This is a genomic window from Agrobacterium sp. 22-223-1 (genome assembly GCF_053522385.1).
In genome coordinates this window covers 386,776-411,664 of sequence record NZ_JBNWCN010000001.1, presented here as the reverse complement: position 1 = coordinate 411,664, position 24,889 = coordinate 386,776, and the positions used below count along the sequence as shown (strand labels likewise).

Genomic DNA, 24,889 nt, shown 5'->3' with positions numbered 1-24,889 from the left:
AAGCTGCAAAAAAGAAGGGCGGAACGGGACCGCTTGACAGAAAGCATAATCACGGATAAATTTTATCCACGATACTGAAACAAACCGCACAGGGACAAGTCGGATGAAACTCGGCGACGGCGTGGAACAGGCCATTCACAGCGTGGGCATGCTGGCGGGGCTTTCCGAAGGCGGCGTGCTGTCTGCAGCGGCGCTGGCCGAATTTCACGGCGTTTCCACCAGCTATCTGCTGAAGCATCTCCAGTCGCTGTCCAATGCCGGGATTGTCGCCACCGTGCCGGGGCCGAAGGGAGGTTACCGTCTGGCCCGGGCGACCGACAGGATCACCCTGCTCGATATCGTGCTGGCTGTCGAAGGGCCGCAACCTGCCTTCCGCTGCGCGGAAATCCGCCAGCGCGGGCCAAACCCCTTGCCGGGGCGTTATTTCACCAAGCCCTGCGGCATCAATGCCGCGATGCTGAAAGCGGAGAAGGCCTATCGGGCCGAACTCGCCAAAACCACCATCGCCGACATTCTGGGCGACCTTGCCGCCAATGACGATGGCGGGATTGCCGCGCGTGGCTGCGCCTTTCTGGAGCTGAACGAGCGCAAAACAGCAACGCGCTGAGACCCGAAAAGACAGGATCACCGAAATACCGGAAGCCTCACGGCTTTCCGGATCGATAACGCATGTCCTCAAACAGACCCCAACCAATGGAGAGACCTATGAAAACCCGTATCAACTATGCCAAAGCATCCCCCGAAGCCTTCAAGGCCGTCATGGCTCTGGAGAATTACGTTCAGGGCAGCGGGCTGGAGCGCCGTTTCGTTCACCTCATCAAGCTGCGTGCCTCGATCATCAACGGCTGCGCTTTCTGTGTGGACATGCATGTGAAGGAGAGCCGCCATGACGGGCTTTCCGAACAATGGATCAACCTGATGAGCGTGTGGCGGGAATCCCCCGTTTATACCCAGCAGGAACGGGCGCTGCTCGGCTGGGTGGACGCGGTGACGAAGATTGCCAAAACCGGCGCCCCGGATGACGCCTTCGAGGCGCTGAAGGCGCATTTTTCCGATGAGGATATCGTGAAGATCACCGTCGCCATCGGCGCGATCAACACCTGGAACCGCATCGCCGTCGGCTTCCGCTCGCAGCATCCGGTCGATGCGGCTGCGAAGGCGGCGTGACCTCTTAAACCCAAAATGGGCGGCCGCTACATGGCGATGTAGCGGTCGTTCCTGTGATTGATGGCAAGCGTGAGGTTCATGACCAGCGCGCCGAGGACGGAGCAGACGATGACGAAAGGTGTGGCCACGAAGAACGAGCAGGCCAGCACCATGCCATCAAAGGCGAGTTGCACGAGGCCTGCACGCCAGCCGAAACGATCCTGAAGATAAAGCGCGAGGATACCAAAACCGCCGAGACTGGTGCGATGACGGAACAGCGCCAGCATGCCGGCCGCGACGGTTAATCCGCCAAAGAGAGCCGCAGCAACCGGATTGATGCTCTGAAAGGCGAAGAAACCAGGCATATATTCCGACAGCAGCGCCGTCATGGCGATGGCGCAGAAGGTCTTGACCGTGAAGGCAAGGCCGAGGCGACGGAAGGCGAGATAATAAAACGGCAGATTGACGAGGAAGAACACCGCGCCGAAGCTGAAGCCGGTGGAATAATGCGCCAGAAAGGCAAGGCCGACGGTGCCACCGGTGAGCAGGCCCGCGGCAGAAAGCAGTGTCACACCGAGCGAGACGAGCATGCTGCCGGCCAGAACGCCCTGAGCATCCTCCAGCAGCGAATGACGATCGGGCGCGGAAGCCCAGATATTCAAGCGCTTGCGTGCAGTCGTATCGACCATGCCTGTTCCCCTGATTTTCCGGCCTCTGTCGAGCTATTGCGCAAAAGCGCGACGGATTTCAACCGCTGTCGCTCAGCGCACGACGATATATCTGTCCGAGCGGTGATTGATGGCCAGAAACATGTTGAGGACAAAGGCGCCGACAATCGAATAAACGACGGTCGCCGGATCGATAACGAGGAAGGCGCAGAGCATCACGAAGGCATCGAAGGCGAGCTGGATGAGACCGGCGCGGATGCCGAAGCGATCCTGAATATAAATGGCGAGAATGCCGATGCCGCCAAGGCTGGCGCGGTGGCGATAAAGAGCCAGCAAGCCGTAACCCAGAAGCAGACCGCCAAGCAGCGCCGCCCAGAGCGGGTTGATGCTGTCGATCACCATCCAGCGCGCTTCCACTTCCGTCAGCACCGAAACAAGGCCGATGGCGATGAAGGTCTTGAAGGAAAAGGCAAGACCGAGGCGGCGGAAGGACAGGTAATAAAACGGCAGATTGACGAGGAAGAACAGGAGGCCGAAGCTGATGCCGAAAGCATAATGCAGGAGAAAGGCGACGCCGGCGGTGCCGCCGGTCAGAAGGCCGACCTTGTTCAGAAGATAAAAGCCGAGCGCCGAGACGATGGCACCGGTGACGATGCCCTGCACGTCTTCGACCGGCGCATGTTTGGCCGGATCGGAACTCCACATGCCGTAAACGCTTCTCGTTCTGCTCACGCTTTTTTCCTCAGCTTCAGGCATATTTTGCACTGCAAAAAACATCTGAGCAAGATGGATACGTAAGGAAGCCTGACCTATCGCGAAAATGGCAAGAAACGGAATGTTCAGGCTTTGGCACGGGCAAGAAAAAGAATGCCGGAAAGGGGTTTTCCGGCATCCTTGCGAATGGTGGTTTTGCTAATTTCGATGAGAGAAAAGCCCGTCCGCTCAAGAAGCTCGGTCACATAGCTCTTCGAATGGGCGTAACGAAGGGATTCCCGAAGCACGAAACCGTCTTCATCCCCCGCATCCTCCACCGAAAAGGCGAAAAAGCCTGAAGGCGAAAGCAGGGCGGAAACGAGCGGCATGACGGTTTCGAGACTGCCGAGATACATCATCACATCGGCGGCGGCCACAAGGCCGGCGCGGTGCTGCGCAAGCGTGGAGGTGAAGAGCCCCGAGGCTTCCGGCTCCAGCGAAAGATCGGCCTGGTCGAGATGATCGTAAAGCCCCTTTTCCTCCGCCTTGGCCAGCATGTTCTGGGAAATATCGAAACCTTCCAGCCGGTTTGCGAAGGTGCGGATTTCAACGCCAAGGAGACCGGTGCCGCAGCCAATATCGACAATGGTGTCGAACACGCCGCTTCCCGCCGCCTTGCCGATCAGTTCCGCCAGCTTTTGCGGCACGCTGTAATCCAGCTTTTCCAAAAGCGAGGTTTCGAAACGGTCGGCATAATCGTCGAAGAGCCCTTCCACATAGCGGCTCGGCGGTTGCTCGGGCGTTTCGGCGGCGCCGAGAACCGCGAGTTTCAGCTCGGCTGCAAACAGTCCTTCGGTGTCCAGTTCGGCGACTTTCCCGTAGGCCGCCACGGCTTTTTCCGTTTCGCCCGCTTTTTCGTGATATTCCCCGAAGCGAAACCAGCCCGCCGTCCACCGCGGCGCAAGCTCCAGCGCCTGTTCCATGAGTTCGGCGGCAGCGGGAAAGTCACCGCTCTCCGCCAGCATGCGGGCATAGTCCGCCCGGCGGTCGGCAATGACGTCACCGGAAGAAAACTGGTTTGGGGCCATTCAAGATTCCTGAGAAGATGTCGGCTGTCATTTATCAAGCCATAAAAAAACTCAAGTCCTATTTCATGGCGGCCTCGTGGAATTGGCGAATTTGACGCGATATAGTGCGGCGAAACTTGCATCGAAGCGTCGTGCTTCATATGTCAGGACAAAACAGGAGACGTGCTGATGGCCGGTGAGGTCAACAAAATGCTGGGTGACACGGTGGCCCGTACCGTGGTGAAGCTGCTGGTGGTTTCATTGCTCGTCGGCTTTCTGATGGCGATCTTCGGATTGACGCCATGGAACATCATCTACGGCGCGCGCGATTTCGTGGTCGACCTGTGGCGCAGCGGTTTCCATGCGCTGGGCGCAATCGGCGACTATCTAATCCTCGGGGCAACGATCGTCATTCCGGTTTTCATCATCCTGCGCCTCCTGAGCTACCGCCGCTGACATGACCCACTCCACGTTTCAAACGCTTTCACGGCGCGGCTTCGTGCTGCTTTCCGCCGGCTCCGTTCTTTCCGCCTGCGTTTCCATGCCCACCAACAAGGGCATGCCCTCCGGCACCCGCGACGAGACGGCGGCGGCGCTTCCCATGGTCAACGATCTGCGCCGCTCCAAGGGGCTTTCGCCGCTTGCCATCAATGGCGCGGCAAGCGGTGCTGCCGCCTATCAGGCCGGCCGCATGGTCAAGGCGCAGAAGATGGCGCATCTGATCGGCCTGACCGACAGTTTCCTGATCCGCATGAAAGACGGCAATGTGCCGCTTCCGGCAGCGGAAAACGTGGCCGCCGGGCAGGACAGCGTCGAGCGGGTGGTGAAGGCCTGGATCGGCTCACAACATCACCTCGAAAACATGCTCGGGCCCTATAACGGCCTCGGCGTCGCGGTCGCTTATGACGCGGCCAGCCGCAACCGGCCCTATTGGGCGATGGTGCTCTGCGCCTGAGATAGTGGTGGGGTTTTGGGCGGAAAACACTCATATTTTTCGCCATTCCGCCGGCTCCCTCCACACTCGACGTCATCCTCGGCCCTGTGCCGAGGATCTAATCACGTCCAATAAAATCAATCGGTTGCAGATCCTCGGGACAAGCCCGAGGATGACGGAGGAGAGGTTTGAGCCCCCCTTTTTAACAGCCGCCAGCGCTTGGATTATATAGACACGCCTCTTCAGCCAGCGGACAGCCCGTCGCCAGCCCTTAGTCTCCGATTGATCGCCTTGCGGACAAGCCGCCATTTCCCCTGTTCAAAACTCTGGCTGCGGTGCCAGGCCGCATATTCTTCCATCAGCGCCCATTCTTCTGGGTCATTGGGGTGATCCCGCATCACCTGCTCGGCAATCCCTTCGATTTCTGCACGGGGAGTGAATCGCGGCAGGAACACGGCCGCCCACAGGGTCCAGCAGATGGCAACGAGGATTGGCGATGCCGCCGCAGCGATTGCCAGCCATTTCCAAATGAGCAGAAGGAAATCCGACATAATTCGTAACCAACGGCGTATAAATCCATAATTCGTACTTATATTACGAATTATTTGACAATCGCAACATCGTTTCCTTCTTTTGGCGCGCTTCACCTCCGAATGTCATAGCGGAGGTACAGCTTGTCGCTTGCAATCATATTCGGAACAAATCTGCGTAATCTGCGTAAGGCGAAACACCTGACGCAGGCGGAGCTTGCCGAAAAGGCTTCACTATCGACCGAGATGATCAGCAGGATCGAGCGCGGCAACACCTCGCCATCTTTCATGACGATCGAAAAGTTGTCCGAAATATTGGATGTGCCGGAGGTCGTTTTTTTCGGCGTCGGGCTGGTTGTGACGACGGATAGCGAGAGGACCCGCATTCTTTCAAAGATTCAGACCAAGCTCTCGCGCCTGAACGAGGACCAGTTGGTCCGTGCCGACAGGATGCTGAGCGTGCTCACCGACTGAAAGCGGCCTCATACCTGCCAGACACGCCTGCGTCGTCCGATGAATAGCAAACGTCGACATACATCCCGACGTCATTCTCGGGCCTGTCCCGAGAATCTGCAACCGATTGATTTTATTCGACGTGACTAGATCCTCGGCACGGGGCCGAGGATGACGGATGAGAGGTTTGAGCGCCTTTTCGGTAAATCGTGCGCTCAGCCGAGCTTGCGATCCGCCCAGCGGTCCACCGCGCTGTCGCGCAGGTCGCGAATGGACTGTACGCCCTCGCGGGCGACCAGCTTCGACAGGCCCTTGACGATGGCCGAGGGCAGGCCGGGGCCTTCATAGACCATGCAGGAATAGAGCTGCACGAGATCGGCCCCTGCCCTCACCTTTTCCAAAGCTGTCTCTGCGGATGACACACCGCCGACGCCGATGATGGGCAGATTGCCGCCGACGCGGCGGCGCATCTTGGCGAGAACCGTGGTGGAAAGCTCGAAGAGCGGCTTGCCCGAGAGACCGCCTGCCTCGCCCTTGTGCGGGCCTGGCCTCAGACCTTCGCGGGAAAGCGTGGTGTTCGAAACGATCAGGCCATCGAGATCATGGGCGAGCGCCTCTTCGGCAACGTCGTCCAGCCCCTCTTCGGTCAGATCGGGCGCGATCTTGAGGAAGATCGGGATGCGTTTGCCGAAGCGTTCGGCTTCCACTTTCCGGCGCTCCAGCACGGCGGCGAGAAGCGCGGCAAGGCTTTCGCGCGCCTGAAGATCGCGCAGGCCGGGCGTGTTGGGCGAGGAAATATTGACGGTGAAATAGGATGCGACCGAATAAAATGCCTCGATGCCTTGCACATAGTCGGCGATGCGGTCTTCGCTATCCTTGTTGGCGCCGATATTGACGCCGACGATGCCGCGCAGCTTTGTCTGCTTCAGACGTTCCAGCGCAGCCGCATGGCCTTCATTGTTGAAGCCGAGGCGATTGATGACACCCTCATCCTCGACCAAACGGAAGATACGCGGCCTGGGATTGCCGGATTGCGCCTTGGGCGTGACGGTGCCGATTTCGGTAAAGCCGAAACCGAGCCTCAGAAGCGGCCCTGGCACTTCCGCATTCTTGTCGTAACCCGCCGCCATGCCGAGCGGATTGGGGAAGACGAGGCCAGCCACCGTCTGTTGCAGATGCGGATCGTGCGGCACCATGCAGGTGGGCAGGAAACCGCTTTTCAGCGCCGCAATGGACAGGCCATGCGCCTTTTCCGGATCGACCAGAAACAGGCCCTTGCGGCCGATAGAGGAAAATAATCCGCTCATCACAAAATCTCCGGGAACTGGTGCTGGCCGTCGTGACCGAGCGAAAGCGGCGTTTCCCAAAGCACGGCGGTCAGGGGAAGAGGCGCATAAAGATGCGGGAAAAGATCGCCGCCTCTGGAGGGTTCATAAACCAGCTTGTCGCCGAGGGCCGCGCCGTCGACCGCGATCAGAAGCAGATCGACCTGGCCGGAAAAATGCCGCGCGGCGGTCTCTGCCGCCTGTTTTGCCGTTGAAAAATGAATGAAGCCGTCGGTCAGGTCGATGGCCGCACCTTCGAAGACGCCCTTCGCCTTTGCCGCGCTCCATAACGTCTCCGGCACGATTTTATAGATGACCGCGGGCGTTTCCTGCATAGGGCTCTCCAAGGCTTTCCACTCAGCGGGATTTGCCGCAAAGCTCGAAGATTGTCCACAGTTTCCACGGCATTTTTATTGCGGAGAGCCTGAAAGACCGCCTGTCCACAAGCTTTTCCTTGTAATGCGGGACCGATTGGCGCAACCTTTGGCGGAGGAGCCGGACGTGTTTCGACCACCGGCAAATGGGAGTGAGCCAGTATCAGAAAAAGAACCGCATAACGCCCTTGGGAGGGGGCCAGAATGTCGGAACTTGTCATTATCATAGCAGATGACCACCCGCTTTTTCGCGGCGCCCTGAAACAGGCCGTATCCGGCCTCGACGGGCAACAGAGCATTATTGAAGCCGGGGATTTCGAGGCCGCCCGAAGTGCAGCCGCAGCGCGCAACGACGCCGATCTCATGCTTCTCGACCTCGCCATGCCGGGGGTGAGCGGATTTTCAGGCCTGATGGCGCTCCGGGCGGAATTCTCCAGCCTGCCGATCGTCATCGTTTCGGCAACGGACGATGCGACCACCGTGCGCCGCTCCATCGAACTCGGTGCTTCCGGTTTCATTTCCAAATCCTCCGGTATCGACGATATCAGGGACGGCATCCGTGCGGTTCTGGAAGGCGATGTCTGGATACCCGCAGGCCACCAGGGCGACAAGGAACAGGATCCTGACGTGGCCGATCTCATCGGCAGGCTCAGAACGCTGACGCCGCAGCAAAGCCGGGTTCTGGGCATGCTGGCCGAAGGGCTGCTGAACAAGCAGATCGCCTATGAGCTCAATGTTTCCGAAGCCACCATCAAGGCGCATGTCTCCGCGATCCTGCTGAAGCTCAAGGTCGACAGCCGCACCCAGGCGGTGATCCAGCTCGCCAAGATAAATACATCGGCCATGGTGGCCTAGAAAAGGATTTTATTCCTTTCCTTGCTTTACTCCTGACCGGATATGGTCTAGATTCCGGTCAGTAAACGACAGGAGCTTTTCCGCTATCGGCTCCACTTGCGGGCTTTCTATCATGCTGTCACACGAGACGATCTGGAGCGCCATCGATACGCTTGCCGAACGCCACCAGCTAACGCCTTCGGCATTGGCGAAGCGCGCCGGCCTCGATCCCACCTCGTTCAATAAATCGAAACGTTTCGGCCCGGATGGCCGCAAACGCTGGCCTTCGACGGAATCCGTCTCCAAGGTGCTGGAGGCGACGGGGGCAAGCGTCGACCAGTTTTTCGGTTATGCTTTCGGCAGGGCGCAGACCATGCAGCCTTCCGGCGCCGACAACGCCATTCCCCTGCTCGGTTTCGCGCAGGCGGGCTCCGGCGGTTTTTTCGACGATGGCGGCTTTCCGGCGGGTCAGGGCTGGGATGTGGTGGAATTCCCCTCCTCTCCCGAGCGCAGGCAGGGCGTCTATGCGCTGGAGGTGCAGGGCGAGAGCATGATGCCGCTCTACCGTGACGGCGACATCCTCATCGTTGAGCCCGGCGCACAGGTGCGGCGCGGCGACCGCGTGGTGCTGAAAAGCCGCGACGGCGAAGTGATGGCCAAGGTGCTGGCGCGGCAAAGCCCGAAAAACATCGAGCTTCTTTCGCTCAACCCGGAACATCCGAACCGCAGCTTCGACATGGCCGATGTGGAATGGATCGCCCGCATCATCTGGGCCAGCCAATAACCCGCAACTGCGTTTTCCGCGGTATCGACCGGGCACATGCGCTGAGAATATTCCTTTAAAGACCGAGTGTCCTTGCGGCGGCATCGACCGTCATGATCTTCGCACCGCCCGACACCGCCCTGCGGACGAGACCCTGAAATCTGCCTTCCGGACAACCGTAAAAGCTCGGCGTCTGCGAAACATCATGGGTGAAGATGATGAGCCAGCCGCCTTTTTGCAGAACATCCTCCAGCCAGCCATCGGCGGCGTCGAGATAGTTTTGATCCGAACGCAACTCGACCGCGGCAAGATTATGCGGGTCGACACTGCCCCGGTTGATCCCTGGCATGATGCCGCGCGCCGTCCTGAACCGGCGTCGCAGCAGCGGCTGCATGACCGGTGAAGCCATGCCGAAGGGAACGGAGAAATTGCGCCCATGGCGGCTTGCATCGAATGAGCCGAGCACGCGGTCATTGCGATCGAGATCCTCCTCCAGCCCCCGTCGGGAAAAGCTCGAGAGTTTGCGATGGGAAAAGGTATGGCAGGCAAGCTCATGGCCGGCTGCCGCCAGTTCCGAGCAGCCTTTCGCGGAAATCATCTGCTGCTGTTCATCGTATTGGTCGATAAACACGCCGGCGATGTAAAACGTGCCGCAAACGCCCTCGCTTTCCAGAATGCGCGCACCCGCCGTCCAGGCGCTTGCCGGCACATCGTCGAATGTGAAGGACACGATCGGTTCGGACGTTTCGATCCGCACCGCCGGTCCCGGGAAATAGCGCACCAGCCGGTTATTGATCCGGTCTGTAAAAGTCCCGATTTTTTGCGTCATACAAAGCCCCCCGGCCTGTCTGCAAATTACTGTCCCTCTTCGAGTATGTCGTAAGCCTGATGCCTCAAACAATAGATTGCGATTAGAAGAGAAGACCAGATAGGCCCGGTTCCGGTAAAGAAATTACTCTCTAAACACGAAGAAAGTAACGCATACACCCAGATTCTCGCAAAAAGTCGGGTCAGGCCCGGATCCGTGCCCTTATCCACCGCCGTGCGGAAATCGTTCGCGGGTATGATGACCAGCCAGATGACAGTGAGAATGAAGGCCGGCAGGCCGCCATTCAGCAGGCTTTCGATATAGCCATTATGGGCATGGAAGGCTGTGACCGCCCAGGTGCCGGCAATATCGGCCTGCGACAGAAGCCGGTCGCTCGTCCAGAATGCCTGGAACCCCTGCCCGAAGATCGGCGATTGCGCGAAAGTGTCGAAGGATAGCCGCCATATGTCCGTCCGCCCGGTGAAGGTGGAATCGATGCCCAGGCCTTCGACAAAATTCTGTATGCTTGGAAAATAAGTGGAGCCGACCGCGGATATGTTGATGAAGGCCAGAAGGCCGCCGATCATCAACAAAGTACGGTTGGCATGCCTTTCCATGATCCAGATCAGCGCCACGGTGACGGGCAACAGCATGGCCGCAGTTTTTCCGTTGGTCTTCCACAGGAAGAACCCTGCCAGCAGCGTGATGGCGAGGCCGCCCAGCGTCGACCAGGCATTGCGCAGGTAAAGCCCGATCATGAAGAGAATGATCATCGCCGGCGCGGCGGCATTCTTGTGATTGAAGATACCGCGCCAGTCACCCGCCAGCGCTTTTTCATCGAGATCATAGGGCTGATGAATCGAGCGCGAGCTGAGGAATATCACCCCCAGATAACACAGCGCCAAGAGAATGATGGCGAAGATGGCCATCATCCGGTCGAACTGTCGCCGGTCGCGCGGCATGACGACAAGGACGCTGGTGATGAAGCACAGGAGCGCCGTGAAGATCAAACGTTGCAGCGACGTGCCGGGCTGGGTTCCAACCACCGAGCATATCGCCAGCCAGAAGAACAGCAGCAGAATGGGCAGCCGCGGCCGCAGCAGAAGCCCCGTCAGCCGGTGGCGCAGCGCAAAAACGCCGAGGATCAATGCGATCACGAGGCCGGTCAGCTGGTTTGCGGCGGCGTGCGGCACGGGCGGTGCTGCGAGATTTTCGAAAGGCGCGACGGAAATCCAGATATAGAGCATGGTGGCGACGAAAAAAAACGCGTCGCGCCGGCTGCCGGCAAGGGAAATGGCGCTGCCTTGCGCAGAGACGGGCTGCGTATCAGCCAAACGCGGCATGGTCGCCTGCATCGAAAATGGATAGTCGGATCATTGGCCTGCCTTGTGACGAACAACGAAACCCTTCTGAAACAGGGCCATGTCCAAATAACCATAAACAGTCATTATCATCATTATTATGCAATTGCTTTAACCCTCTCTTACCTCAAGAGGGATAAGACAGAATAAACTGCCATTCATTCGGGTCGCGGACTTTCACTTTATTGGCCGGTTGCGGCTTTTTCAGTTCGCCAGATTTTAAAAAGCAGCGCAGTCATTTTTGAATTCGCCCGGCAATGCCGGAAAACATGGAGAATGAGGTGTCGTTCAATACGCCGCGGCTCGGCCATCTAGTGAGACTGGGATTGACCTACATGGCATCCGGCGGAGCGCTCCTCATGTCCAGCGCCGCCCAGCTTCTGACCTTCGCGCTGCTTGCCCGCCATCTCGGTGTCGAACAATTCGCGCTTTACGCCTCCATCACGGCTGTCACCAATCTTGGCGTCCAGATCTGCGGCATCGGTTCGCAGGAATCGCTGATCCGCCGTGTCGCGCAGGATCGCAGCATGTTTCCCGTCATGCTCGGCCACAGCTATCTCTTGAGCGCCGCGACAGGCGTGGTGCTGACCATCATCGGCATGGTGACGATCCCGGTATTTTTCCCGACCTCGGAAACATTGCTGCACACGCTGATCACCACCTTCCTGATCCTGTTCACGAACCTCGTCCTCCTGAAAGTCATCTCGCTTTCCACGCAGAGCTTTATCGCCCATTCCGACTTCGCCTCCGCCAACAAACTGGAAGTGATGTTTGCCGTCGCCCGCACTATTGCCGCGGTGGTCGCCTGCCTCATCTTCAAGGTGGAAACGGTGGAGGCCTGGGCGCTGTGGAACCTTGCCGCCCACACCATTGCGGCCATGATCTCGGTCAAGGCGATAGCGAGACTCGGCAGCCCGGTGTTCCGCATCGTGCGTGAGGAAATCCGCATCGGCGTCCTGTTTTCCACCCAGTTCCTGTTCAAGGCCGTGCGCGGCAATGCCGATATTCTCGTTCTCGGCGCCATTGCCAGCGCCGAGGTGCTGGGCAGCTATTCCATCGCCCGGCGCATTCTCGACAGTTCCTATCTCTCCGTCGAGGCCCTCAACCGGCTGATCTATCCCGGCTCGGCTTCCGCCGCCCTGCAGGGCATCAGCAAGACCATAGAACGCGCCTATAACGTGCTGAAGGCCGCACTTTTCATCGCGACCGGCAGTGCGCTCGTCATTTTCATCATCGCGCCCTTCCTGCCGCTTTTGTTCGGCGATGAATATGTTTCACTGCCCATCATCACCCGCGTGCTTTGCTGGGCGGTTCTCCCCATGGCCGTTGCCGCCACCGCGCTCGAGGCGCTCGGCGCATCCGGGCGGCAGGATATTCGCGCGAAGATCTGGAACAGCGGCAACCTCATCGGCTCCGTCGTCGTTGCCTTCTTCACCTGGTCATTCAGTATTTCGGGAACGATCGGCAGCTATTTCATGGTGGAAACCGCCATCGCCGCCGCCGTATGGATCGCGCTGCTGCGCCTGCGCCGCAATGAAGAGGTTTTCGCGCCAGCAAAATAGAAGCTGGCATAAGAACCGATCTGGTGGCCGGCTCTCCCTAATAGAGCCCATAAGGGAAATAACGCCGGTAGATTTCTTCCAGCCGGCCGTTGCGGGAAAGGGCCGCCAGCGCCTGATCGAAAGCCGGAACAAGCACGTTGTCGGGATCGACGGTCATGATGGATAGGCCTTCACCGAGAAACCTGTCGGACATATAGGGACCGCCGAAGAGTGCGCAGCAGCCTTCGGAAGCGCTTCCCGAAACCCAGAAAGGCAGGCGCAGACCATCGGCGAAGATGGCATCCACCTTGCCTTTCTTCAGCGCGTCATACATCGGCTCGTAGCCATCGAAGCCCTCGGCCGCGGCCTTTGGGAAGAACGCCTTCAGCATCTGTTCGTGCCGCGAGCCGGCAACCACACCCACCTTCTTTCCCGAAAGCGCATCGGCACCGGAGCCGGTGAATTTCGCCGCCTTGTTCACCGCAAGACGGGCGGGCATCAAGAGATAGGGCCGCGAGAAGGTAAAACTCTTGCGCAGGTCGGCGGTGGTGGCGAGGCCGGAAATCACCGCTTCGCCCTCACCCATTTCCAAAGCCGCCTCCAGCTCGTCAAACGGCAGCGCCTGCACCTGGCATTTGCTTTCGACCTTCAACTGGGCGCAGATTTCACGCACCAGATCGACATGGAAACCCGCAAGCCGGCCTTCCTGATCGGTAAAATTGAAGGGCGGGAAATCGACCGACATCAGAAATCTGATGCGGGGAACGGAAGAAAGATCGCCGCCTGGAAACCGCTCCTGCGCATCGAACAGCACCGGCATCCGGTTCCCGTCCGACAGGCCTTCCGCACGTACATCGCTAAAAAAACCAGTAAATTGTAAAGCGAAAGCTAAAGTAAATCCGAGACTTATATTCCGCGTTACATTCGTCATTCTCATATATACTATCCGTTACAGGAAGTGGGGCGTTACCATGACGGCGGCGGCGATGCATGGATTATTTTAGGCAATATACACGAGATTCGTTTCGCACGACGCCGGCGACACGAAAAATTGCATTTTCCCATGTCAGTGAAAATCTACTCCCAACCGTTTCCGAACAGGACCAGGCCGGACAAGCCCGCTTTCTCTCTTCGCTGGGATTTGGCAGGCCCTATATCGAGGCATTCGAACAGCAGGCTCTGGAAAATGGCTCGACTTTGGAGGACGAATTGCTGGCAAGCGGTCTCGTCACGACGGATGCCTATTTCGGCGCTTTCGCCAGATTCCTGCGGTTGCCGTTTCTCCCGGAAATCGATCCGGATCGTGTGACGGACTTGAATAAGCTGGACACTCAGCTCTCCGAACCGAGGTTCCTGCGGCTGACACCGCTGAACGGCACGCCAACGCTGCTGATCGTGCCGGAACTGGCGCGGATGGCGTCGCTGAAAAGCATGCTGGATCAGCGTCCGAGTCTTCTCGACGAATTTGCCGTGACAACTCCGCAGGCCATGCGCAGCGCAATCTGGAAAGCGGGCGAGGCCCGCCGCTCGGCTGAGACCCAACAGCGACTTTTCAACACGGCACCGCACCATTCCGCCAGGATCACGCTGCACGGCCAGCAGGGTTTTTGTAGCGGCGTTCTCCTTACCCTGCTCATTCTGTCGCTGCTGTTTTACACGGAAGCGGCATTTACGTATCTGCATGTCACCCTGACGATGCTGTACCTTTTGACCCTGCTTTTCAGGCTGTTCGCGCTCTTCCATCTACCCATGGAAAAGGACGCCATCTTACCTCTTCGGCAGGAAAACGAATTACCTGTCTATACCGTTCTGGTGGCGCTTTACCGGGAAGAGGCCGTCGTCGGACAGCTCATCGGCGCATTGGAACGTCTCGACTGGCCCAAATCCCGGCTGGACATCAAGCTTGTCTGCGAGGCGGACGACGGCGCGACGATCGAGGCGATCCAGCGGATGAATCCCGGCCCGCATATGGAGGTCGTCAGAGTGCCGCCCTCCCTGCCGCGCACGAAACCCAAAGCCCTCACTTACGCACTTTCCGGCGCGCGCGGCGCATTCGTTGCGGTCTATGATGCCGAGGACCGGCCCCATCCGCAGCAATTGCGCGAAGCCTATGCCACCTTCCGCAACGAACCGGACGAGGTGGCCTGCCTGCAGGCGCCGCTTATCATCAGCAATGCCTCTTCCTCCTGGCTCAGTGCCTGTTTCGCATTGGAATATTCCGGTCTCTTCCGCTGCATGTTACCTGCCCTTGCCGCACACGGCCTGCCGCTGCCGCTTGGCGGCACCTCGAATCATTTCCGGACCGCCGTGCTGCGGAAGGCCGGTGCCTGGGACCCCTATAATGTAACTGAGGATGCCGATCTCGGCCTCCGGCTGCATCGGCTGGGTTATCGTTGCGGCGTTATCCGGCGACAGACGCTGGAGGATGCGCCGACCTCGCTACCCGTGTGGCTGAACCAGCGAACACGCTGGTACAAGGGCTGGCTGCAAAGCTGGCTGGTGATGACTCGCGCCCCCTTTGCGACCGCGCGTGACATGGGATGGCTTGCCTATGTGGTCTTTCAACTGCTGATCGGCGGTATGCTTCTGTCGTCGCTGGCGCACCCCCTGCTCTTCGTTTCGCTGGCATTCATGACCATCGCCCTCCGGGAAAATGGCGCTGACCTGCTGCTCACCTGGCAGGGTCTTCTGTTTTTTATCGATGTGCTGAATATCGTCGGAAGCTACACGATCTTCGTGCTGATGGGCCGCAGAAGAATGATTGCCTATGAAAGAAGGCATGTCGGAAGGCGGTGGCTGGCAATGCCCGCATATTGGCTGATGCTCTCCATCGCGGCCTGGCGGGCCGTGGTGGAACTCAAAACCAAACCCTTCGCATGGAACAAGACGCCACACGCGCCGGTCGCCAAAAATACCTCATGATCCGGCATCTTCGGCAGAGCCAAAACAGTCCTGATACTTCTTTCGACCAGCCGCGGCAGTGGCTCATGGCTTCAGTCACATTGCTGCTGCCAGCAAAGCCACTTCACACTTTCCACTACCGCCGTCATCGATAACGGGAGCCAGCGCCTTGCCGAACGAAGCTCCTCCTTCGGCAAGGTCCGTCATTTCATCCTGAAGGCGACCGAACCGCTCTACTTGGTAACGAGCTTGTTCTTGATCAGGCCGACGATGATCTGCACGATCAGACCGCCGACGCCGCCGCCAACGAGCTGGCCCGCGAGAGCGCCGATATCCACGCCGCCGGCTGCCGCATCGCCCGCCGCGCCGAGCAGCGAACCGAGCACGGTTCCGCCGCCGAGACCGCCGATGGCGCCGGCAATCAGATTACCGAGCGAACCAAGATCGGAGTCCTTCACTATCTTTCCGCCTGCCGTGCCGCCTACCGCACCGCCGACGATCTGGGCCAATATCGAAGCAAGATCCATGTCATCCTCCTCAGTCGTTTCCCCGACCATTCGAGGAAACAAAGCCTCTTATTCATGTCTGCGCAGGTTGAACCGAACCGGCATGGCCGGCCTTCTCTTCCTCGCCGAAGATTTTCCAGATCACGGCCCCGATGGCGCCGCCGAGGATCGGAGCGAGCCAGAACAGCCAGAGCTGCTGCAGCGCCCATCCGCCAACGAACAATGCCTGTCCCGTGGAGCGGGCCGGATTGACGGATGTGTTGGTGACCGGGATGGAAATCAGATGAATAAGGGTAAGGGCAAGACCGATGGCGATCGGCGCGAAACCGGCAGGAACCCTGCCATGCGTTGAGCCCAGAATGACGATCAGAAAAAACGCCGTCAGGATGACTTCGATCAGCAGCGCCGATACGAGAGAATATCCGCCCGGCGAATGTTCACCATAACCATTGGCGGCAAAACCGCCAATGTCGGCTCCCGCCTTGCCGGTGAAGATGACATAAAGCGCCGCAGCCGCGACGATCGCCCCCAGAACCTGCGCCACAATGTAGGGCACGAGGTTCGCCGCCGGGAATTTACCGGCAACGGTGAGGCCGACTGAAACGGCCGGATTGAAATGACCGCCCGAAATGCCGCCAACCGCATAGGCCATGGTCAGAACCGTCAGACCAAAAGCGAAAGCGACACCAAGGAAGCCGATACCGAGTTCAGGAAAGCCGGCGGCAAAAACCGCACTGCCGCATCCTCCGAACACGAGCCAAAAGGTTCCCAGAAATTCCGAAAGAAGTTTGCGACTCATAACACTTCCCCTATGTTACGACTGCATCAACTATTACGTGCAATTTAATCGTAGTCAAGCTAAATTGTGTACTATTCTTTTATGGTAACGCTCTTTCTTCCGAAGCGTGATGCCATCCACAACCCGAACGACATCGGATGTCCGTCGAACCGAGATTTTTGCAGATATTACACTTCAAATAGCCCAACGCGGCGTTCTGCCGCGTCGCTCCTTCAAAGGTCGCATATCACGCCATCAAACCGATAACTCTAAGTAAAAATTCAGACTTAAATTCTAATTTAAGAATATTTTAAGTATAATTGCGTAAACTATCGCAACCATCTGCAAAGACAAAAATAGAATCGCAGTTGGCATGCAAAATATTACTCTTGATTTGTTTGAAATCTGCTTATCTGAATCCCCTTCATACGACTTCCATTTCGGGTGACTATCAAGTTCAAAGTTCCAGTTGTTGTTTTTATAAAACATAATATCTCGAACTTCTGATATTGTCATAGACACCAAAAAATACGCCGTCACAGATATATAAAATATTCCTAAAACAATATTCTCGACCATAATATCGATCCATACACTAGAAAAAATCTAATATTAAACTCATTACTATGAACAATACTTCGTTATTTCGAATATTTTTTGAACATCAATATTTTGAGGATAGAAATTCTCTTTATAATAAATTATCTAAATTATTACCATTTTTGCGTCAGTTGACTCTCAGATGATGAATTGCCCATCCGCGGAAATGGCGAAGCGCTTCTTGTCGCTGGTCTCAACAACTTCAAGCAGAAGTTCGGGTATCAGGGGAATATGGGCCTTGCTAGCAGGTCCTCGATATTTACCCACCCTTCAGCGTCAAGCTCAATGCCGATCACATTCGGCTTGTGACGCAATATCCGGCACGTGGATCGCGGCATCGTTGGAGCGGGTGAAGGGAATCAAAACGCTAGTATAAGCAACTGAAAACTTGTGTATAATTTCTCTATCTAAGTCATTTTACCGCGCAATATACCGTAAATTTATTGGATGTTGCTGGACGAACTGGAGCTCGTTCGATCTTAACAGCTGCCCTTAAAGCTGTGTCGAAAAGCAGGACACCGCACGCGTACTGCATAAAACTCCATGAATCAGATACGCTTTCCTCGTTCATCAAAGTAGGCGAGATAGCATGGTCGACATCAAAGATGTGATTGAATCAAAGGAAATGCAGGATGTCGTCGCGGCTCTCAACGCGCTGAAACAGCGTTGGGCTCCCGAACACCAAGCAACCGACCACGTCCGCCCAACTGTCCTTGCGCTTGTCGGCAAATACAAAGCCACTGAAATCTTGCAGGTGCTGCTCGACAGCCGTGAGTATTACCCCGGCTACAAAGAGGTTCTGGCCGCGAGTTTCGGCGGCTGGCTGATTACACCTCGAGAGCGTCGGGTGCGAGAAGTTCTCATGGTACACGCAGCTCTTGATCACATGCGTGATGCCGAATGGAAATTGGGCGACGCTGAGTTGAGCTTAGAGAGAGACATAACGGCCCGTTACATTCTCACAAGCATGGACTTTTTGGTCGAAATCTATGACTGCTTGGGTGGCTATCACGCTTTCGTACAAAATCCGTCTTTCGAGCTACTCTGGATAACATTTGAGCGGGATGAAAAATCGATAAATACGTGCGTGCTCGCCATGCGTTTTCTTCATCATGCTATTGATCGATCCAGTGCAAGAGGCCGCCCGTTTCTTCCGAGCCTCAGCAAAGCTGTCCTCATGTTGGATGTGCTGAAAGATAAAAACCCCTCCTTCCCTTACAAAGAAAAATACGTCTCGCGGTCGTTGCTTCATCAACGATGGAGCCAGAACAAGCAAACATTGGCGCTGCTGTATGCGGCCTCAACAATCCGCATAAACCGAAAAACGTTGCTGCAACTCATTCTAGATGGCTTCTTCTCTTATCAAAACCACCAGCCTTACCTCGACATTTGGATGCGCCGCACTCGCTATGTTGCCGCTCACATCTTTGGACGGATGACCGACACTGACCTCGAACGGAAGACGATGCGCCTCGTTGGCGACGGGCCAGCCACCGCTTTTGCACCTGCCAAGCTTAACGATATAGAGGCCGCATCCTTCAATGAAATTTTTCAAAAGATAATCAAAGACTAAACACAAAAATATTGTCCATTTTTGGCTGCTATGTCCATGGACATGCACAGAATTTTAAATCGATAAATTTCGCGTCAATCTTTCTCCGTCTTCAAGATCGAAAGGACGAAAGACATGAAGCACATACCTTTTCAAAACGACAAACTGCACGAACGCAGTGTACCGCCGACCTTCCCGCAAACGGGATTTGTACGCCTCAACCAGATTGTTGGCCCCAGCGGCCCGCTGCCAATCAGCAAGTCAGGTTTCTGGGCGGGCGTCAAAAACGGCAAATTTCCAAAACCGCTCAAAATCTCTCCAAGGGTGACCGTATGGAAAGCCGAGGATATCCATGACCTCCTGCGTGAAATCGAGCGGGGAGGCAAATAACATGTCCACTTCTTCCTCAAAAAATCGCGGCGCAGCGCCTGCAGCTAAGTTGAAGGGAAAATCGGATAATCCGAAATCGAAAGAACTGTCGGTATTTGATATGAACAGTGCTGTTTCGAAATTGCAATTCCGGCACTTCAATCGGGAAAAGGGCTATAGGCTAGGGGTATGCGAAGATATTGCCACGGCTTGCGATCTTGGCTTGAAGTTGGAAAAGAACGCCGAGCTCTGGAAAGCCTTCTGCAATCGTTTCCCGAACAGCATCGGGAAGCCAAAAGAAACCGAGCAGGACGACGCTGTCCGGTGGGTTCTGAAGTACATGGTGGGCCCGGGGGAGGATGCGCAAAAAAGGGCAAGCTTCTACTTTCGCGCCGCTGGACCTTTGGTCGAAAAAGGTTTTTCGGGGAACGACCTAGCAGTCAAACTCAATAATAAGGGCCTGAAGGCACTGGCAGACAAACACGCAAACAAAAACAAGACTGCGCGTGAAGAGAAGTCCAATAAGCGCTCCAAAACGCAGGCGTTGCCTGCTAGTTCTTCGAACGCGACCGATCAGGGCGTTGTCTCCGAGAAGGCAAAAAACCTAGAGCGGTCTCCTGTTTCCGATAAAGACAAAGCATTGGCAGCAGAGAACGATTTGACCATCGTACATGCGGACTTACTGATCAAAAAATCAGCGAAGGCCTTCAGGCGTCTGCCGCAGGGCGAGCTGTTCAAGATGAAATGTGAGATCATCACGATTGGCCCCGCCACGAGCATTCTTGTACGCTCGATCAAGCACAAGAAAGCGTAACCGCCTCCAGACGGTCCACCAATCACGTACGCCAACTAGTCAATTCGCGCTTCGACTTCGGAAGAACAATAACCTCTTCCGGGGTCGCTCTCTTTCTATCTACTGACTTCAGAGTATATGCCGCGGCCCGTGCCAGCGTCTTTTCGATGGGCGTGACATGAATGCGGGAAAGTGGCGCAGTCTTGCCGATCAGGAAACTAGTTGGTGCGTTCGCGATAAGGTCCGTTACTCGGCGTCCGGTACGCGCATTCGGCGGCACCATTGCCAGTACGTGAATATGCATCCCGTCGTTGATTGCGCTGTCCGATGTGGACCAGCCAGACAGCTTCCGCACTGGCCAGTCGTAACTGGCGAGCCAGAATGGCATCTGAATACTCGGGGTCTTATAGGGCCGTTTGATGAGGCGGGTCAGTACGCGAACATAAAGCTGCTCCACCGTGTAACGCATCTGGGCCTTCTTGGCTTTTTCATTGCCGCTTAGCGCATTGAACATCAGCGTGAGCATATAACTTTCCCAACCGCCTGCTGTTCTCTCTTCAACCATTTGCGTATAGCCATCGAGTATCTGTTGGGTACTCATAGTGTTTGTTCCTTCGTTTGGTTATTGCGAGGTTGATTGTGTGTGAGTGTGTATCTGTAGGTAATTTGGGTACAGCTTCCCCATATGCCTGTACCCTCGCGAGCGCGGCATTGATGTCTCCAGATGGAGCAAGACCTGCCATGCGTGGAGATTCCCCGCACTAGCGTTTTGGCTTGCAAATTTAATTGGCTTTACGCCGACAGTTATTTACGGCGACATCTCAGAGAGATTTATGGGGCGCAGGGGACAGGGACACGCGTATCGGCGGTGACCTGCGGTTCGTCTCTAAAAGCCCAAACGGCGATTTAGATAAAATTTACGCTAATTCTTCTCGGTTTGAACCGATCCCGGCATGCCACGTTTCATGCTAGTCGAGACAGGAGCCCGGCTGCGATGATCTGGAATTTGGGGAAGCTCGAACAAGAACGTCTCGACCTCATTGAGGTCATCGACAATCTCAAGAGGTGGGAACGTTTCTCCATTGACGACCGGCACATCATTTCATTGCAGATCACTGCACATATGATGCGGCTCAGCGAAATGGATGAGGACTTGGCAAAGCTGCGGGGTCAGGAACATTCCAATGTGGAAAGTCTGGCGGCTATCTGACCCGTCGTTGGCGTGTTACGCAATTCTGTCGATAGCGGTCTTTCTATCGACGAGTGGCGATTGCACGTTCAATCCCGCGCACTAAATCTTCCTCAAACCAGTTGATCATTTTCTGAATATCATGTTTGGCAGGGCTCACTTCACCCGCGTTTACCAATTCAATCGCAGCTTGGGACATTGCCAACAGAATGCGTGCTGTCTCCGGCACGTATGGCATATCGAGGCCAGTGTCGTGGCGTTCGCGTATGATCTGATAGCGAAGCTTCTCCGGGTATGTCCACGCGCTCACCAGAAAATCATGAACGCTGACCTTCTGGTCACCGATATCGGTCGTGGCTTCGCGGTCAGCCTCGGCATACTGCAACGCTTCTATGCGTTCGCAGGCATCGACAGCTGCATTCAGCATGCCTCTGATCGAATTCCAGTCGGTTCTCATCATACCCTCTTCACGCGTTACGAATTTCTCCGCCCACAGCATCGACCCGCTGCAACTTACGGCTCCACCCACTCGTCTTCAGGAATGAAGCCCCCGATCTGACGTTTCCAGAGACGCGCGAACAATCCATCGCGCTCGATCAACTCTCCCGGCCGCCCTTCTTCGACGATGCGACCGTGGTCAAGAACTATAATCCGATCCATGCTGGCGATGGTAGACAGGCGGTGCGCGATGGCGATCACCGTCTTGCCCTCCATCACCAGATTGAGCTTTTCCTGAATGGCGGCTTCGGACTCGCTATCAAGCGCGGAGGTGGCTTCATCGAGGATCAGGATAGGCGCGTCTTTCAACAGCACGCGCGCAATGGCGACCCGCTGTCGCTGCCCGCCGGAAAGCTTGATGCCACGGTCTCCGACAAAAGCGAGATACCCATTTCGTCCTTCACTATCGGCGAGATCATTAATAAACACATCAGCCTTCGCCACTTTCGCCGCCTGCTCCACCTCCTCCTGCGTCGCTTCTGGTCGCCCGTAACGAATATTGTCGCCAACCGACCGGTGCAGCAACGCCACATCCTGCGCAATCACCCCTATATTGCGGCGCAGGCTCATCTGCGTGATCTCGCGAATATCCTGACCGTCGATGCGAATGGCGCCCTCCTGAATGTCGTAGAAGCGCAGAAGCAGATTGACCAACGTCGTTTTTCCCGCACCCGACAGGCCCACCAGCCCAACCCTCTCTCCCGCGCGGACCTTGAGCGACAGACCATCGATCACCGGTCTGCCAGACTTGTAGGCAAAACGGATATGGTCGAAATCAATGTTCCCATGAGGAACGCTGAGTTCCGCCGCACCGGCCGTGTCGGTAATGGTCGGCGGCGTCGTCATGACAGGCATGGCATCCTTGATGGTGCCAATCGCCTGAAATATTTGCTGGCCCATCTGCAGGAAGGTAAATGTGTGCCCTGATAGCCGCTGCAATATATAGACGGCGCCGACGAATTCTCCGACCGTGATAAAGCCCTTCACCAGACCGGAAAATCCCACCGACAGAATTGCCAGCCACAGCGCCATGTTGAGCGCCACGACGACCAGTTCGGACGCGCGATAGACACGCTGTTCCCGATGCTGCGTCTGCACGGCCTTCATCAGGATACGGCGGATCGCGCCCGCCTCGCTATCTTCCGCAGCGAATTGCTTGATCATCTGCATATTGCTGTAGAGATCGGTGATCGCCCCTGAGACAAGGCTCTTTTGTTTCGCCGACCGGCGTGACCGCTCCGTGAAAACGGGGGCAAGTTTGACGGCGAGAACCACATTCAGCACGATCCAGATGAACACCGGCAGCGCCAGCTGCCAGGACAAGGCGGCAAGAAGCGCAAGAGAGCCTGTCATTTGCAACAGGAAACGCGGTCCGGTCTGAAACGCGTTGATGATCTGCTGCTGAACGGCTGACGAGACCTGCGAAAGACGCGAGGCGACCTGCCCCGCATAAAGCTCATGGAAAAACGCCAGATCCTGCCGCTCCACCGCCTTGTGACCCTGCCACTGGATGGCCGCCGGCATCGCGATGCCAAGCGTGTGCGAGGTGAGTGTGTTGAGAAGAAACGACGCTATCGGCATCGCGGGGAAAATCAACAGCCCAAGCACGGTCAGCAGTGGCCACTCATTGCGCAGAAAAGCGTCTGCTCCCTGCGCCGTCACGCCATCAACGATAACGGACAGTCCCCAGATGATCGACAGGTTGATAGCCTCAACCGCCATGGACGACAGGGCAAGAGCAATAAGGACGCCGCGAAACATCCCGATGAAATGCAGCAGCACCGCGACAGGGCCTTTCGACGGCAACGGCCGAAAGGGAATGTCGAGCGGCCGTATCAGCGTCTCGAAGGGGCGGAAAATCGTATCTGAAATCGACATGGACCTCTCGGATCGCAGTTTGGCATCGACGGGGAGGAATCAGCTACGCGTCCGGCATGGAACCATGCATGGCGTTCAATCTCAATTACCGGCTGTGATTTTTGCAGCTAGAGAACGTTAATCAGGTTCGGCGTGGGTCGCGCTGGAAATGTTCTCAGCACGCCGAAACCGCCTCCGTGGTGACGGTTGCAACCATACAGTTTGACAATCTGTGATTGTAATGCTATACCATAACACGCCGGTGCTGCTGCCGGCGCGAGGGGCCGTTTGGCCCCTCTTCTTGTTTTGGAGAGCTACGATCATGAACGTTTCAACCGCTACACCCACGGCGACCGCCCTCACCACCGCACCCGCCGTCACCCTGCCCTGCCCCGTCATCATCCTCGGCCGTGACGACAACGGCAGGCCCCACGCGTCATTCTTCCCTGCCACCGATACCCGCGCAGCTGAGAAGGCTGCCGAACTGATGGGCATGGTGGCGCTCAAAGTGGAAGGCGACGAACTCAGGGCGTTTCTCGGCAGGTTGCCGCAGGGCAAGCTGTTCGATAGCGGCAAGGCATTCGTGCCGTTCGTGAAGCAAGAGCTTTATCAGGCGATTGCCGCCCACCTAGCCGATGAGGAGCGCGAACGGCTGGAGCAACCGCGTGCGGTACCGGATAAGCCCGCGCCCGAAATCGAGTACCCTGTTCCGCCCAAAAATATGCCCGAAAGCTGGGATCAGTTGACCGTGGGTAGCCTCGTGCTGGCGACTGAGGGCCCCTTGGAGGGCTGGTATGAAGCCACCGTCATCAAGATCGAGGGCGACACAGGACTTCGGCTCAAGTGGCGCGATTATCTCGATATGCTGCCTTTCACCCGCCGCGTCGATCAGGTGGCCCTTATTCACCCTGCCTATGTCGAGAAGTGATCGCATGGGCTGCGCTTTGAAACAGAACATCAGCGAGGATGCGGCCGTTCGGGTCGCAGCCATCCGCGATAAAAACGACGCTTTTCGAAAAAGCTTCTCCGGCGGACGAGTGCTGCTGACACCGGGCGTCACAAACCTTAGCGACGAACAACGGCGAGCGGTCATAGTGGCGGTGCAGACGTTCGATGATTTCTCGCCAGACAACGACCCTTACGGCGAGCACGATTTTGGCGCGGTCACACTCGAAGACGCCGTGTTCTTTTGGAAGATCGACTACTACGATCTCGACCTGCAATTCGGATCATCCGATCCGGCAGATGACGATGTAACCTGCCGAGTGCTCACGGTCATGCGGGCAGATGAGTACTGACCAGTGCGCTCCATCTTTTCATCGTCAAGCACCTTTTCAGCTTGACCGGCG

The 24,889-nt window shown here is 56.7% G+C and carries 30 protein-coding genes; 15 read left to right on the top strand and 15 right to left on the bottom strand.

What is annotated here, in order from left to right:
- Positions 1–103 precede the first annotated feature (103 nt).
- Positions 104–607 carry an RrF2 family transcriptional regulator gene (locus ACQZ60_RS02080; protein ID WP_003519926.1) on the top strand — a complete coding sequence of 168 codons (504 nt, stop codon included), beginning with the start codon at positions 104–106 and terminating at the stop codon, positions 605–607.
- A 98-nt stretch (positions 608–705) separates the two neighbouring features.
- Entirely contained in the window at positions 706–1,167 is a 462-nt protein-coding gene (locus tag ACQZ60_RS02075; RefSeq protein ID WP_035265145.1) for a carboxymuconolactone decarboxylase family protein, read from the top strand.
- A gap of 26 nt (positions 1,168–1,193) precedes the next feature.
- On the opposite strand, the gene ACQZ60_RS02070 is transcribed toward ACQZ60_RS02075, so the two are convergent.
- The 3 genes from ACQZ60_RS02070 to ACQZ60_RS02060 form a co-directional block, all read right to left on the bottom strand.
- Positions 1,194–1,835: a YitT family protein gene (locus ACQZ60_RS02070; RefSeq protein ID WP_269830489.1), complete on the bottom strand. Its 642-nt coding sequence runs from the start codon at positions 1,833–1,835 to the stop codon at positions 1,194–1,196.
- A 72-nt stretch (positions 1,836–1,907) separates the two neighbouring features.
- Positions 1,908–2,519 (bottom strand): YitT family protein, encoded by a 612-nt coding sequence (locus tag ACQZ60_RS02065; protein WP_035236585.1) that lies wholly within the window; start codon positions 2,517–2,519, stop codon positions 1,908–1,910.
- 134 nt (positions 2,520–2,653) lie between these two features.
- A complete protein-coding gene (locus ACQZ60_RS02060) occupies positions 2,654–3,595 on the bottom strand; it encodes a class I SAM-dependent DNA methyltransferase (RefSeq protein ID WP_035265140.1) in 942 nt (313 codons plus the stop codon).
- Positions 3,596–3,763: 168 nt separating this feature from the next.
- Here ACQZ60_RS02060 and ACQZ60_RS02055 point away from each other — a divergent pair, with 168 nt between their 5' ends.
- Both ACQZ60_RS02055 and ACQZ60_RS02050 read left to right on the top strand, forming a co-directional pair.
- Positions 3,764–4,030 (top strand): DUF6460 domain-containing protein, encoded by a 267-nt coding sequence (locus tag ACQZ60_RS02055; RefSeq protein ID WP_003493739.1) that lies wholly within the window; start codon positions 3,764–3,766, stop codon positions 4,028–4,030.
- 1 nt (position 4,031) lies between these two features.
- The gene (locus ACQZ60_RS02050; RefSeq protein WP_003519931.1) at positions 4,032–4,529 is read left to right on the top strand and encodes a CAP domain-containing protein; all 498 of its coding nucleotides are present in this window, start codon (positions 4,032–4,034) and stop codon (positions 4,527–4,529) included.
- A gap of 221 nt (positions 4,530–4,750) precedes the next feature.
- Here the strand turns inward: ACQZ60_RS02050 and ACQZ60_RS02045 are convergent, their stop codons facing one another.
- Positions 4,751–5,059: a hypothetical protein gene (locus tag ACQZ60_RS02045; RefSeq protein ID WP_051671947.1), complete on the bottom strand. Its 309-nt coding sequence runs from the start codon at positions 5,057–5,059 to the stop codon at positions 4,751–4,753.
- A 123-nt stretch (positions 5,060–5,182) separates the two neighbouring features.
- On the opposite strand from ACQZ60_RS02045, the gene ACQZ60_RS02040 reads away from it, so the two are divergent.
- Entirely contained in the window at positions 5,183–5,512 is a 330-nt protein-coding gene (locus ACQZ60_RS02040) for a helix-turn-helix domain-containing protein (protein WP_035265137.1), read from the top strand.
- Between the two features lie 194 nt (positions 5,513–5,706).
- On the opposite strand, the gene ACQZ60_RS02035 is transcribed toward ACQZ60_RS02040, so the two are convergent.
- Positions 5,707–6,798 carry a quinone-dependent dihydroorotate dehydrogenase gene (locus ACQZ60_RS02035; protein WP_035265134.1) on the bottom strand — a complete coding sequence of 364 codons (1,092 nt, stop codon included), beginning with the start codon at positions 6,796–6,798 and terminating at the stop codon, positions 5,707–5,709.
- Complete coding sequence (locus tag ACQZ60_RS02030) at positions 6,798–7,151, bottom strand: DUF952 domain-containing protein (protein ID WP_035265130.1); 354 nt, start codon at positions 7,149–7,151, stop codon at positions 6,798–6,800. The genes ACQZ60_RS02035 and ACQZ60_RS02030 overlap by 1 nt, the downstream gene beginning before the upstream one ends.
- A gap of 243 nt (positions 7,152–7,394) precedes the next feature.
- Here ACQZ60_RS02030 and ACQZ60_RS02025 point away from each other — a divergent pair, with 243 nt between their 5' ends.
- Together ACQZ60_RS02025 and ACQZ60_RS02020 are read left to right on the top strand one after the other, a co-directional pair.
- Positions 7,395–8,045: a response regulator gene (locus ACQZ60_RS02025; protein WP_035265127.1), complete on the top strand. Its 651-nt coding sequence runs from the start codon at positions 7,395–7,397 to the stop codon at positions 8,043–8,045.
- A 112-nt stretch (positions 8,046–8,157) separates the two neighbouring features.
- Entirely contained in the window at positions 8,158–8,808 is a 651-nt protein-coding gene (locus tag ACQZ60_RS02020) for a S24 family peptidase (RefSeq protein ID WP_003519935.1), read from the top strand.
- A gap of 55 nt (positions 8,809–8,863) precedes the next feature.
- On the opposite strand, the gene ACQZ60_RS02015 is transcribed toward ACQZ60_RS02020, so the two are convergent.
- Positions 8,864–9,616 carry a polysaccharide deacetylase family protein gene (locus ACQZ60_RS02015; RefSeq protein ID WP_035265125.1) on the bottom strand — a complete coding sequence of 251 codons (753 nt, stop codon included), beginning with the start codon at positions 9,614–9,616 and terminating at the stop codon, positions 8,864–8,866.
- Positions 9,617–9,642: 26 nt separating this feature from the next.
- The gene (gene uppY, locus ACQZ60_RS02010) at positions 9,643–10,938 is read right to left on the bottom strand and encodes a Wzy-type polysaccharide biosynthesis protein UppY (RefSeq protein ID WP_035265177.1); all 1,296 of its coding nucleotides are present in this window, start codon (positions 10,936–10,938) and stop codon (positions 9,643–9,645) included.
- A 287-nt stretch (positions 10,939–11,225) separates the two neighbouring features.
- Between uppY and uppX the strand changes: the two genes are divergently transcribed.
- On the top strand, positions 11,226–12,518 hold the full coding sequence (gene uppX, locus ACQZ60_RS02005; RefSeq protein ID WP_035265123.1) for a Wzx-type polysaccharide biosynthesis protein UppX: 1,293 nt from the start codon (positions 11,226–11,228) through the stop codon (positions 12,516–12,518).
- Positions 12,519–12,555: 37 nt separating this feature from the next.
- Here the strand turns inward: uppX and ACQZ60_RS02000 are convergent, their stop codons facing one another.
- On the bottom strand, positions 12,556–13,317 hold the full coding sequence (locus tag ACQZ60_RS02000) for a transporter substrate-binding domain-containing protein (protein WP_035265120.1): 762 nt from the start codon (positions 13,315–13,317) through the stop codon (positions 12,556–12,558).
- Between the two features lie 170 nt (positions 13,318–13,487).
- On the opposite strand from ACQZ60_RS02000, the gene ACQZ60_RS01995 reads away from it, so the two are divergent.
- Complete coding sequence (locus ACQZ60_RS01995) at positions 13,488–15,419, top strand: glycosyltransferase family 2 protein (protein ID WP_448734676.1); 1,932 nt, start codon at positions 13,488–13,490, stop codon at positions 15,417–15,419.
- A gap of 212 nt (positions 15,420–15,631) precedes the next feature.
- On the opposite strand, the gene ACQZ60_RS01990 is transcribed toward ACQZ60_RS01995, so the two are convergent.
- The 3 genes from ACQZ60_RS01990 to ACQZ60_RS01980 form a co-directional block, all read right to left on the bottom strand.
- Positions 15,632–15,925 carry a hypothetical protein gene (locus tag ACQZ60_RS01990; RefSeq protein ID WP_003519942.1) on the bottom strand — a complete coding sequence of 98 codons (294 nt, stop codon included), beginning with the start codon at positions 15,923–15,925 and terminating at the stop codon, positions 15,632–15,634.
- Between the two features lie 52 nt (positions 15,926–15,977).
- The gene (gene aqpZ / locus ACQZ60_RS01985; RefSeq protein ID WP_035265115.1) at positions 15,978–16,703 is read right to left on the bottom strand and encodes an aquaporin Z; all 726 of its coding nucleotides are present in this window, start codon (positions 16,701–16,703) and stop codon (positions 15,978–15,980) included.
- Between the two features lie 800 nt (positions 16,704–17,503).
- On the bottom strand, positions 17,504–17,620 hold the full coding sequence (locus ACQZ60_RS01980) for an RNA 2'-phosphotransferase (protein ID WP_197416735.1): 117 nt from the start codon (positions 17,618–17,620) through the stop codon (positions 17,504–17,506).
- 251 nt (positions 17,621–17,871) lie between these two features.
- Here ACQZ60_RS01980 and ACQZ60_RS01975 point away from each other — a divergent pair, with 251 nt between their 5' ends.
- The 3 genes from ACQZ60_RS01975 to ACQZ60_RS01965 all read left to right on the top strand — a co-directional run bounded on the left by ACQZ60_RS01975 (position 17,872) and on the right by ACQZ60_RS01965 (position 20,017).
- The gene (locus ACQZ60_RS01975) at positions 17,872–18,855 is read left to right on the top strand and encodes a hypothetical protein (protein ID WP_448734675.1); all 984 of its coding nucleotides are present in this window, start codon (positions 17,872–17,874) and stop codon (positions 18,853–18,855) included.
- A gap of 114 nt (positions 18,856–18,969) precedes the next feature.
- On the top strand, positions 18,970–19,224 hold the full coding sequence (locus ACQZ60_RS01970) for a helix-turn-helix transcriptional regulator (protein ID WP_003519945.1): 255 nt from the start codon (positions 18,970–18,972) through the stop codon (positions 19,222–19,224).
- A gap of 1 nt (position 19,225) precedes the next feature.
- A complete protein-coding gene (locus ACQZ60_RS01965) occupies positions 19,226–20,017 on the top strand; it encodes a hypothetical protein (protein WP_035236587.1) in 792 nt (263 codons plus the stop codon).
- A 22-nt stretch (positions 20,018–20,039) separates the two neighbouring features.
- Here the strand turns inward: ACQZ60_RS01965 and ACQZ60_RS01960 are convergent, their stop codons facing one another.
- Entirely contained in the window at positions 20,040–20,597 is a 558-nt protein-coding gene (locus ACQZ60_RS01960) for a hypothetical protein (RefSeq protein WP_003519947.1), read from the bottom strand.
- Between the two features lie 393 nt (positions 20,598–20,990).
- On the opposite strand from ACQZ60_RS01960, the gene ACQZ60_RS01955 reads away from it, so the two are divergent.
- Entirely contained in the window at positions 20,991–21,206 is a 216-nt protein-coding gene (locus tag ACQZ60_RS01955; protein WP_003519948.1) for a hypothetical protein, read from the top strand.
- Between the two features lie 43 nt (positions 21,207–21,249).
- On the opposite strand, the gene ACQZ60_RS01950 is transcribed toward ACQZ60_RS01955, so the two are convergent.
- Positions 21,250–21,645, bottom strand: coding sequence for a hypothetical protein (locus tag ACQZ60_RS01950; protein ID WP_448734674.1), 396 nt, complete (start codon positions 21,643–21,645; stop codon positions 21,250–21,252).
- Positions 21,646–21,698: 53 nt separating this feature from the next.
- Positions 21,699–23,561, bottom strand: a complete 1,863-nt coding sequence (locus ACQZ60_RS01945; protein ID WP_448734673.1) for an ABC transporter ATP-binding protein — start codon at positions 23,559–23,561, stop codon at positions 21,699–21,701.
- A 301-nt stretch (positions 23,562–23,862) separates the two neighbouring features.
- Between ACQZ60_RS01945 and ACQZ60_RS01940 the strand changes: the two genes are divergently transcribed.
- Positions 23,863–24,468, top strand: coding sequence for a hypothetical protein (locus ACQZ60_RS01940; protein ID WP_003519952.1), 606 nt, complete (start codon positions 23,863–23,865; stop codon positions 24,466–24,468).
- A gap of 4 nt (positions 24,469–24,472) precedes the next feature.
- Entirely contained in the window at positions 24,473–24,838 is a 366-nt protein-coding gene (locus ACQZ60_RS01935) for a DUF3768 domain-containing protein (RefSeq protein ID WP_448734672.1), read from the top strand.
- Positions 24,839–24,889: the final 51 nt, after the last annotated feature.

Excerpts from the sequence above, each read along its gene's own strand:
- ACQZ60_RS01995 (WP_448734676.1), top strand. The coding sequence starts at position 13,488 with ATGGATTATTTTAGGCAATATACACGAGATTCGTTTCGCACGACGCCG.
- ACQZ60_RS01975 (WP_448734675.1), top strand. The coding sequence starts at position 17,872 with ATGGTCGACATCAAAGATGTGATTGAATCAAAGGAAATGCAGGATGTC.
- ACQZ60_RS02080 (WP_003519926.1), top strand. The coding sequence starts at position 104 with ATGAAACTCGGCGACGGCGTGGAACAGGCCATTCACAGCGTGGGCATG.
- ACQZ60_RS01935 (WP_448734672.1), top strand. The coding sequence starts at position 24,473 with ATGGGCTGCGCTTTGAAACAGAACATCAGCGAGGATGCGGCCGTTCGG.
- ACQZ60_RS02050 (WP_003519931.1), top strand. The coding sequence starts at position 4,032 with ATGACCCACTCCACGTTTCAAACGCTTTCACGGCGCGGCTTCGTGCTG.
- ACQZ60_RS02035 (WP_035265134.1), bottom strand. The coding sequence starts at position 6,798 with ATGAGCGGATTATTTTCCTCTATCGGCCGCAAGGGCCTGTTTCTGGTC.
- uppX (WP_035265123.1), top strand. The coding sequence starts at position 11,226 with ATGGAGAATGAGGTGTCGTTCAATACGCCGCGGCTCGGCCATCTAGTG.
- ACQZ60_RS02075 (WP_035265145.1), top strand. The coding sequence starts at position 706 with ATGAAAACCCGTATCAACTATGCCAAAGCATCCCCCGAAGCCTTCAAG.
- ACQZ60_RS01940 (WP_003519952.1), top strand. The coding sequence starts at position 23,863 with ATGAACGTTTCAACCGCTACACCCACGGCGACCGCCCTCACCACCGCA.
- ACQZ60_RS02060 (WP_035265140.1), bottom strand. The coding sequence starts at position 3,595 with ATGGCCCCAAACCAGTTTTCTTCCGGTGACGTCATTGCCGACCGCCGG.
- ACQZ60_RS02015 (WP_035265125.1), bottom strand. The coding sequence starts at position 9,616 with ATGACGCAAAAAATCGGGACTTTTACAGACCGGATCAATAACCGGCTG.
- ACQZ60_RS01990 (WP_003519942.1), bottom strand. The coding sequence starts at position 15,925 with ATGGATCTTGCTTCGATATTGGCCCAGATCGTCGGCGGTGCGGTAGGC.
- ACQZ60_RS02070 (WP_269830489.1), bottom strand. The coding sequence starts at position 1,835 with ATGGTCGATACGACTGCACGCAAGCGCTTGAATATCTGGGCTTCCGCG.
- ACQZ60_RS02025 (WP_035265127.1), top strand. The coding sequence starts at position 7,395 with ATGTCGGAACTTGTCATTATCATAGCAGATGACCACCCGCTTTTTCGC.
- uppY (WP_035265177.1), bottom strand. The coding sequence starts at position 10,938 with ATGCCGCGTTTGGCTGATACGCAGCCCGTCTCTGCGCAAGGCAGCGCC.
- ACQZ60_RS02020 (WP_003519935.1), top strand. The coding sequence starts at position 8,158 with ATGCTGTCACACGAGACGATCTGGAGCGCCATCGATACGCTTGCCGAA.
- ACQZ60_RS01950 (WP_448734674.1), bottom strand. The coding sequence starts at position 21,645 with ATGATGAGAACCGACTGGAATTCGATCAGAGGCATGCTGAATGCAGCT.
- ACQZ60_RS02000 (WP_035265120.1), bottom strand. The coding sequence starts at position 13,317 with ATGCCGGTGCTGTTCGATGCGCAGGAGCGGTTTCCAGGCGGCGATCTT.
- ACQZ60_RS01955 (WP_003519948.1), top strand. The coding sequence starts at position 20,991 with ATGATCTGGAATTTGGGGAAGCTCGAACAAGAACGTCTCGACCTCATT.
- ACQZ60_RS02030 (WP_035265130.1), bottom strand. The coding sequence starts at position 7,151 with ATGCAGGAAACGCCCGCGGTCATCTATAAAATCGTGCCGGAGACGTTA.
- aqpZ (WP_035265115.1), bottom strand. The coding sequence starts at position 16,703 with ATGAGTCGCAAACTTCTTTCGGAATTTCTGGGAACCTTTTGGCTCGTG.
- ACQZ60_RS01965 (WP_035236587.1), top strand. The coding sequence starts at position 19,226 with ATGTCCACTTCTTCCTCAAAAAATCGCGGCGCAGCGCCTGCAGCTAAG.
- ACQZ60_RS01980 (WP_197416735.1), bottom strand. The coding sequence starts at position 17,620 with ATGCCGCGATCCACGTGCCGGATATTGCGTCACAAGCCGAATGTGATC.
- ACQZ60_RS02055 (WP_003493739.1), top strand. The coding sequence starts at position 3,764 with ATGGCCGGTGAGGTCAACAAAATGCTGGGTGACACGGTGGCCCGTACC.
- ACQZ60_RS02065 (WP_035236585.1), bottom strand. The coding sequence starts at position 2,519 with ATGTGGAGTTCCGATCCGGCCAAACATGCGCCGGTCGAAGACGTGCAG.
- ACQZ60_RS01945 (WP_448734673.1), bottom strand. The coding sequence starts at position 23,561 with ATGTCGATTTCAGATACGATTTTCCGCCCCTTCGAGACGCTGATACGG.
- ACQZ60_RS02045 (WP_051671947.1), bottom strand. The coding sequence starts at position 5,059 with ATGTCGGATTTCCTTCTGCTCATTTGGAAATGGCTGGCAATCGCTGCG.
- ACQZ60_RS01960 (WP_003519947.1), bottom strand. The coding sequence starts at position 20,597 with ATGAGTACCCAACAGATACTCGATGGCTATACGCAAATGGTTGAAGAG.
- ACQZ60_RS01970 (WP_003519945.1), top strand. The coding sequence starts at position 18,970 with ATGAAGCACATACCTTTTCAAAACGACAAACTGCACGAACGCAGTGTA.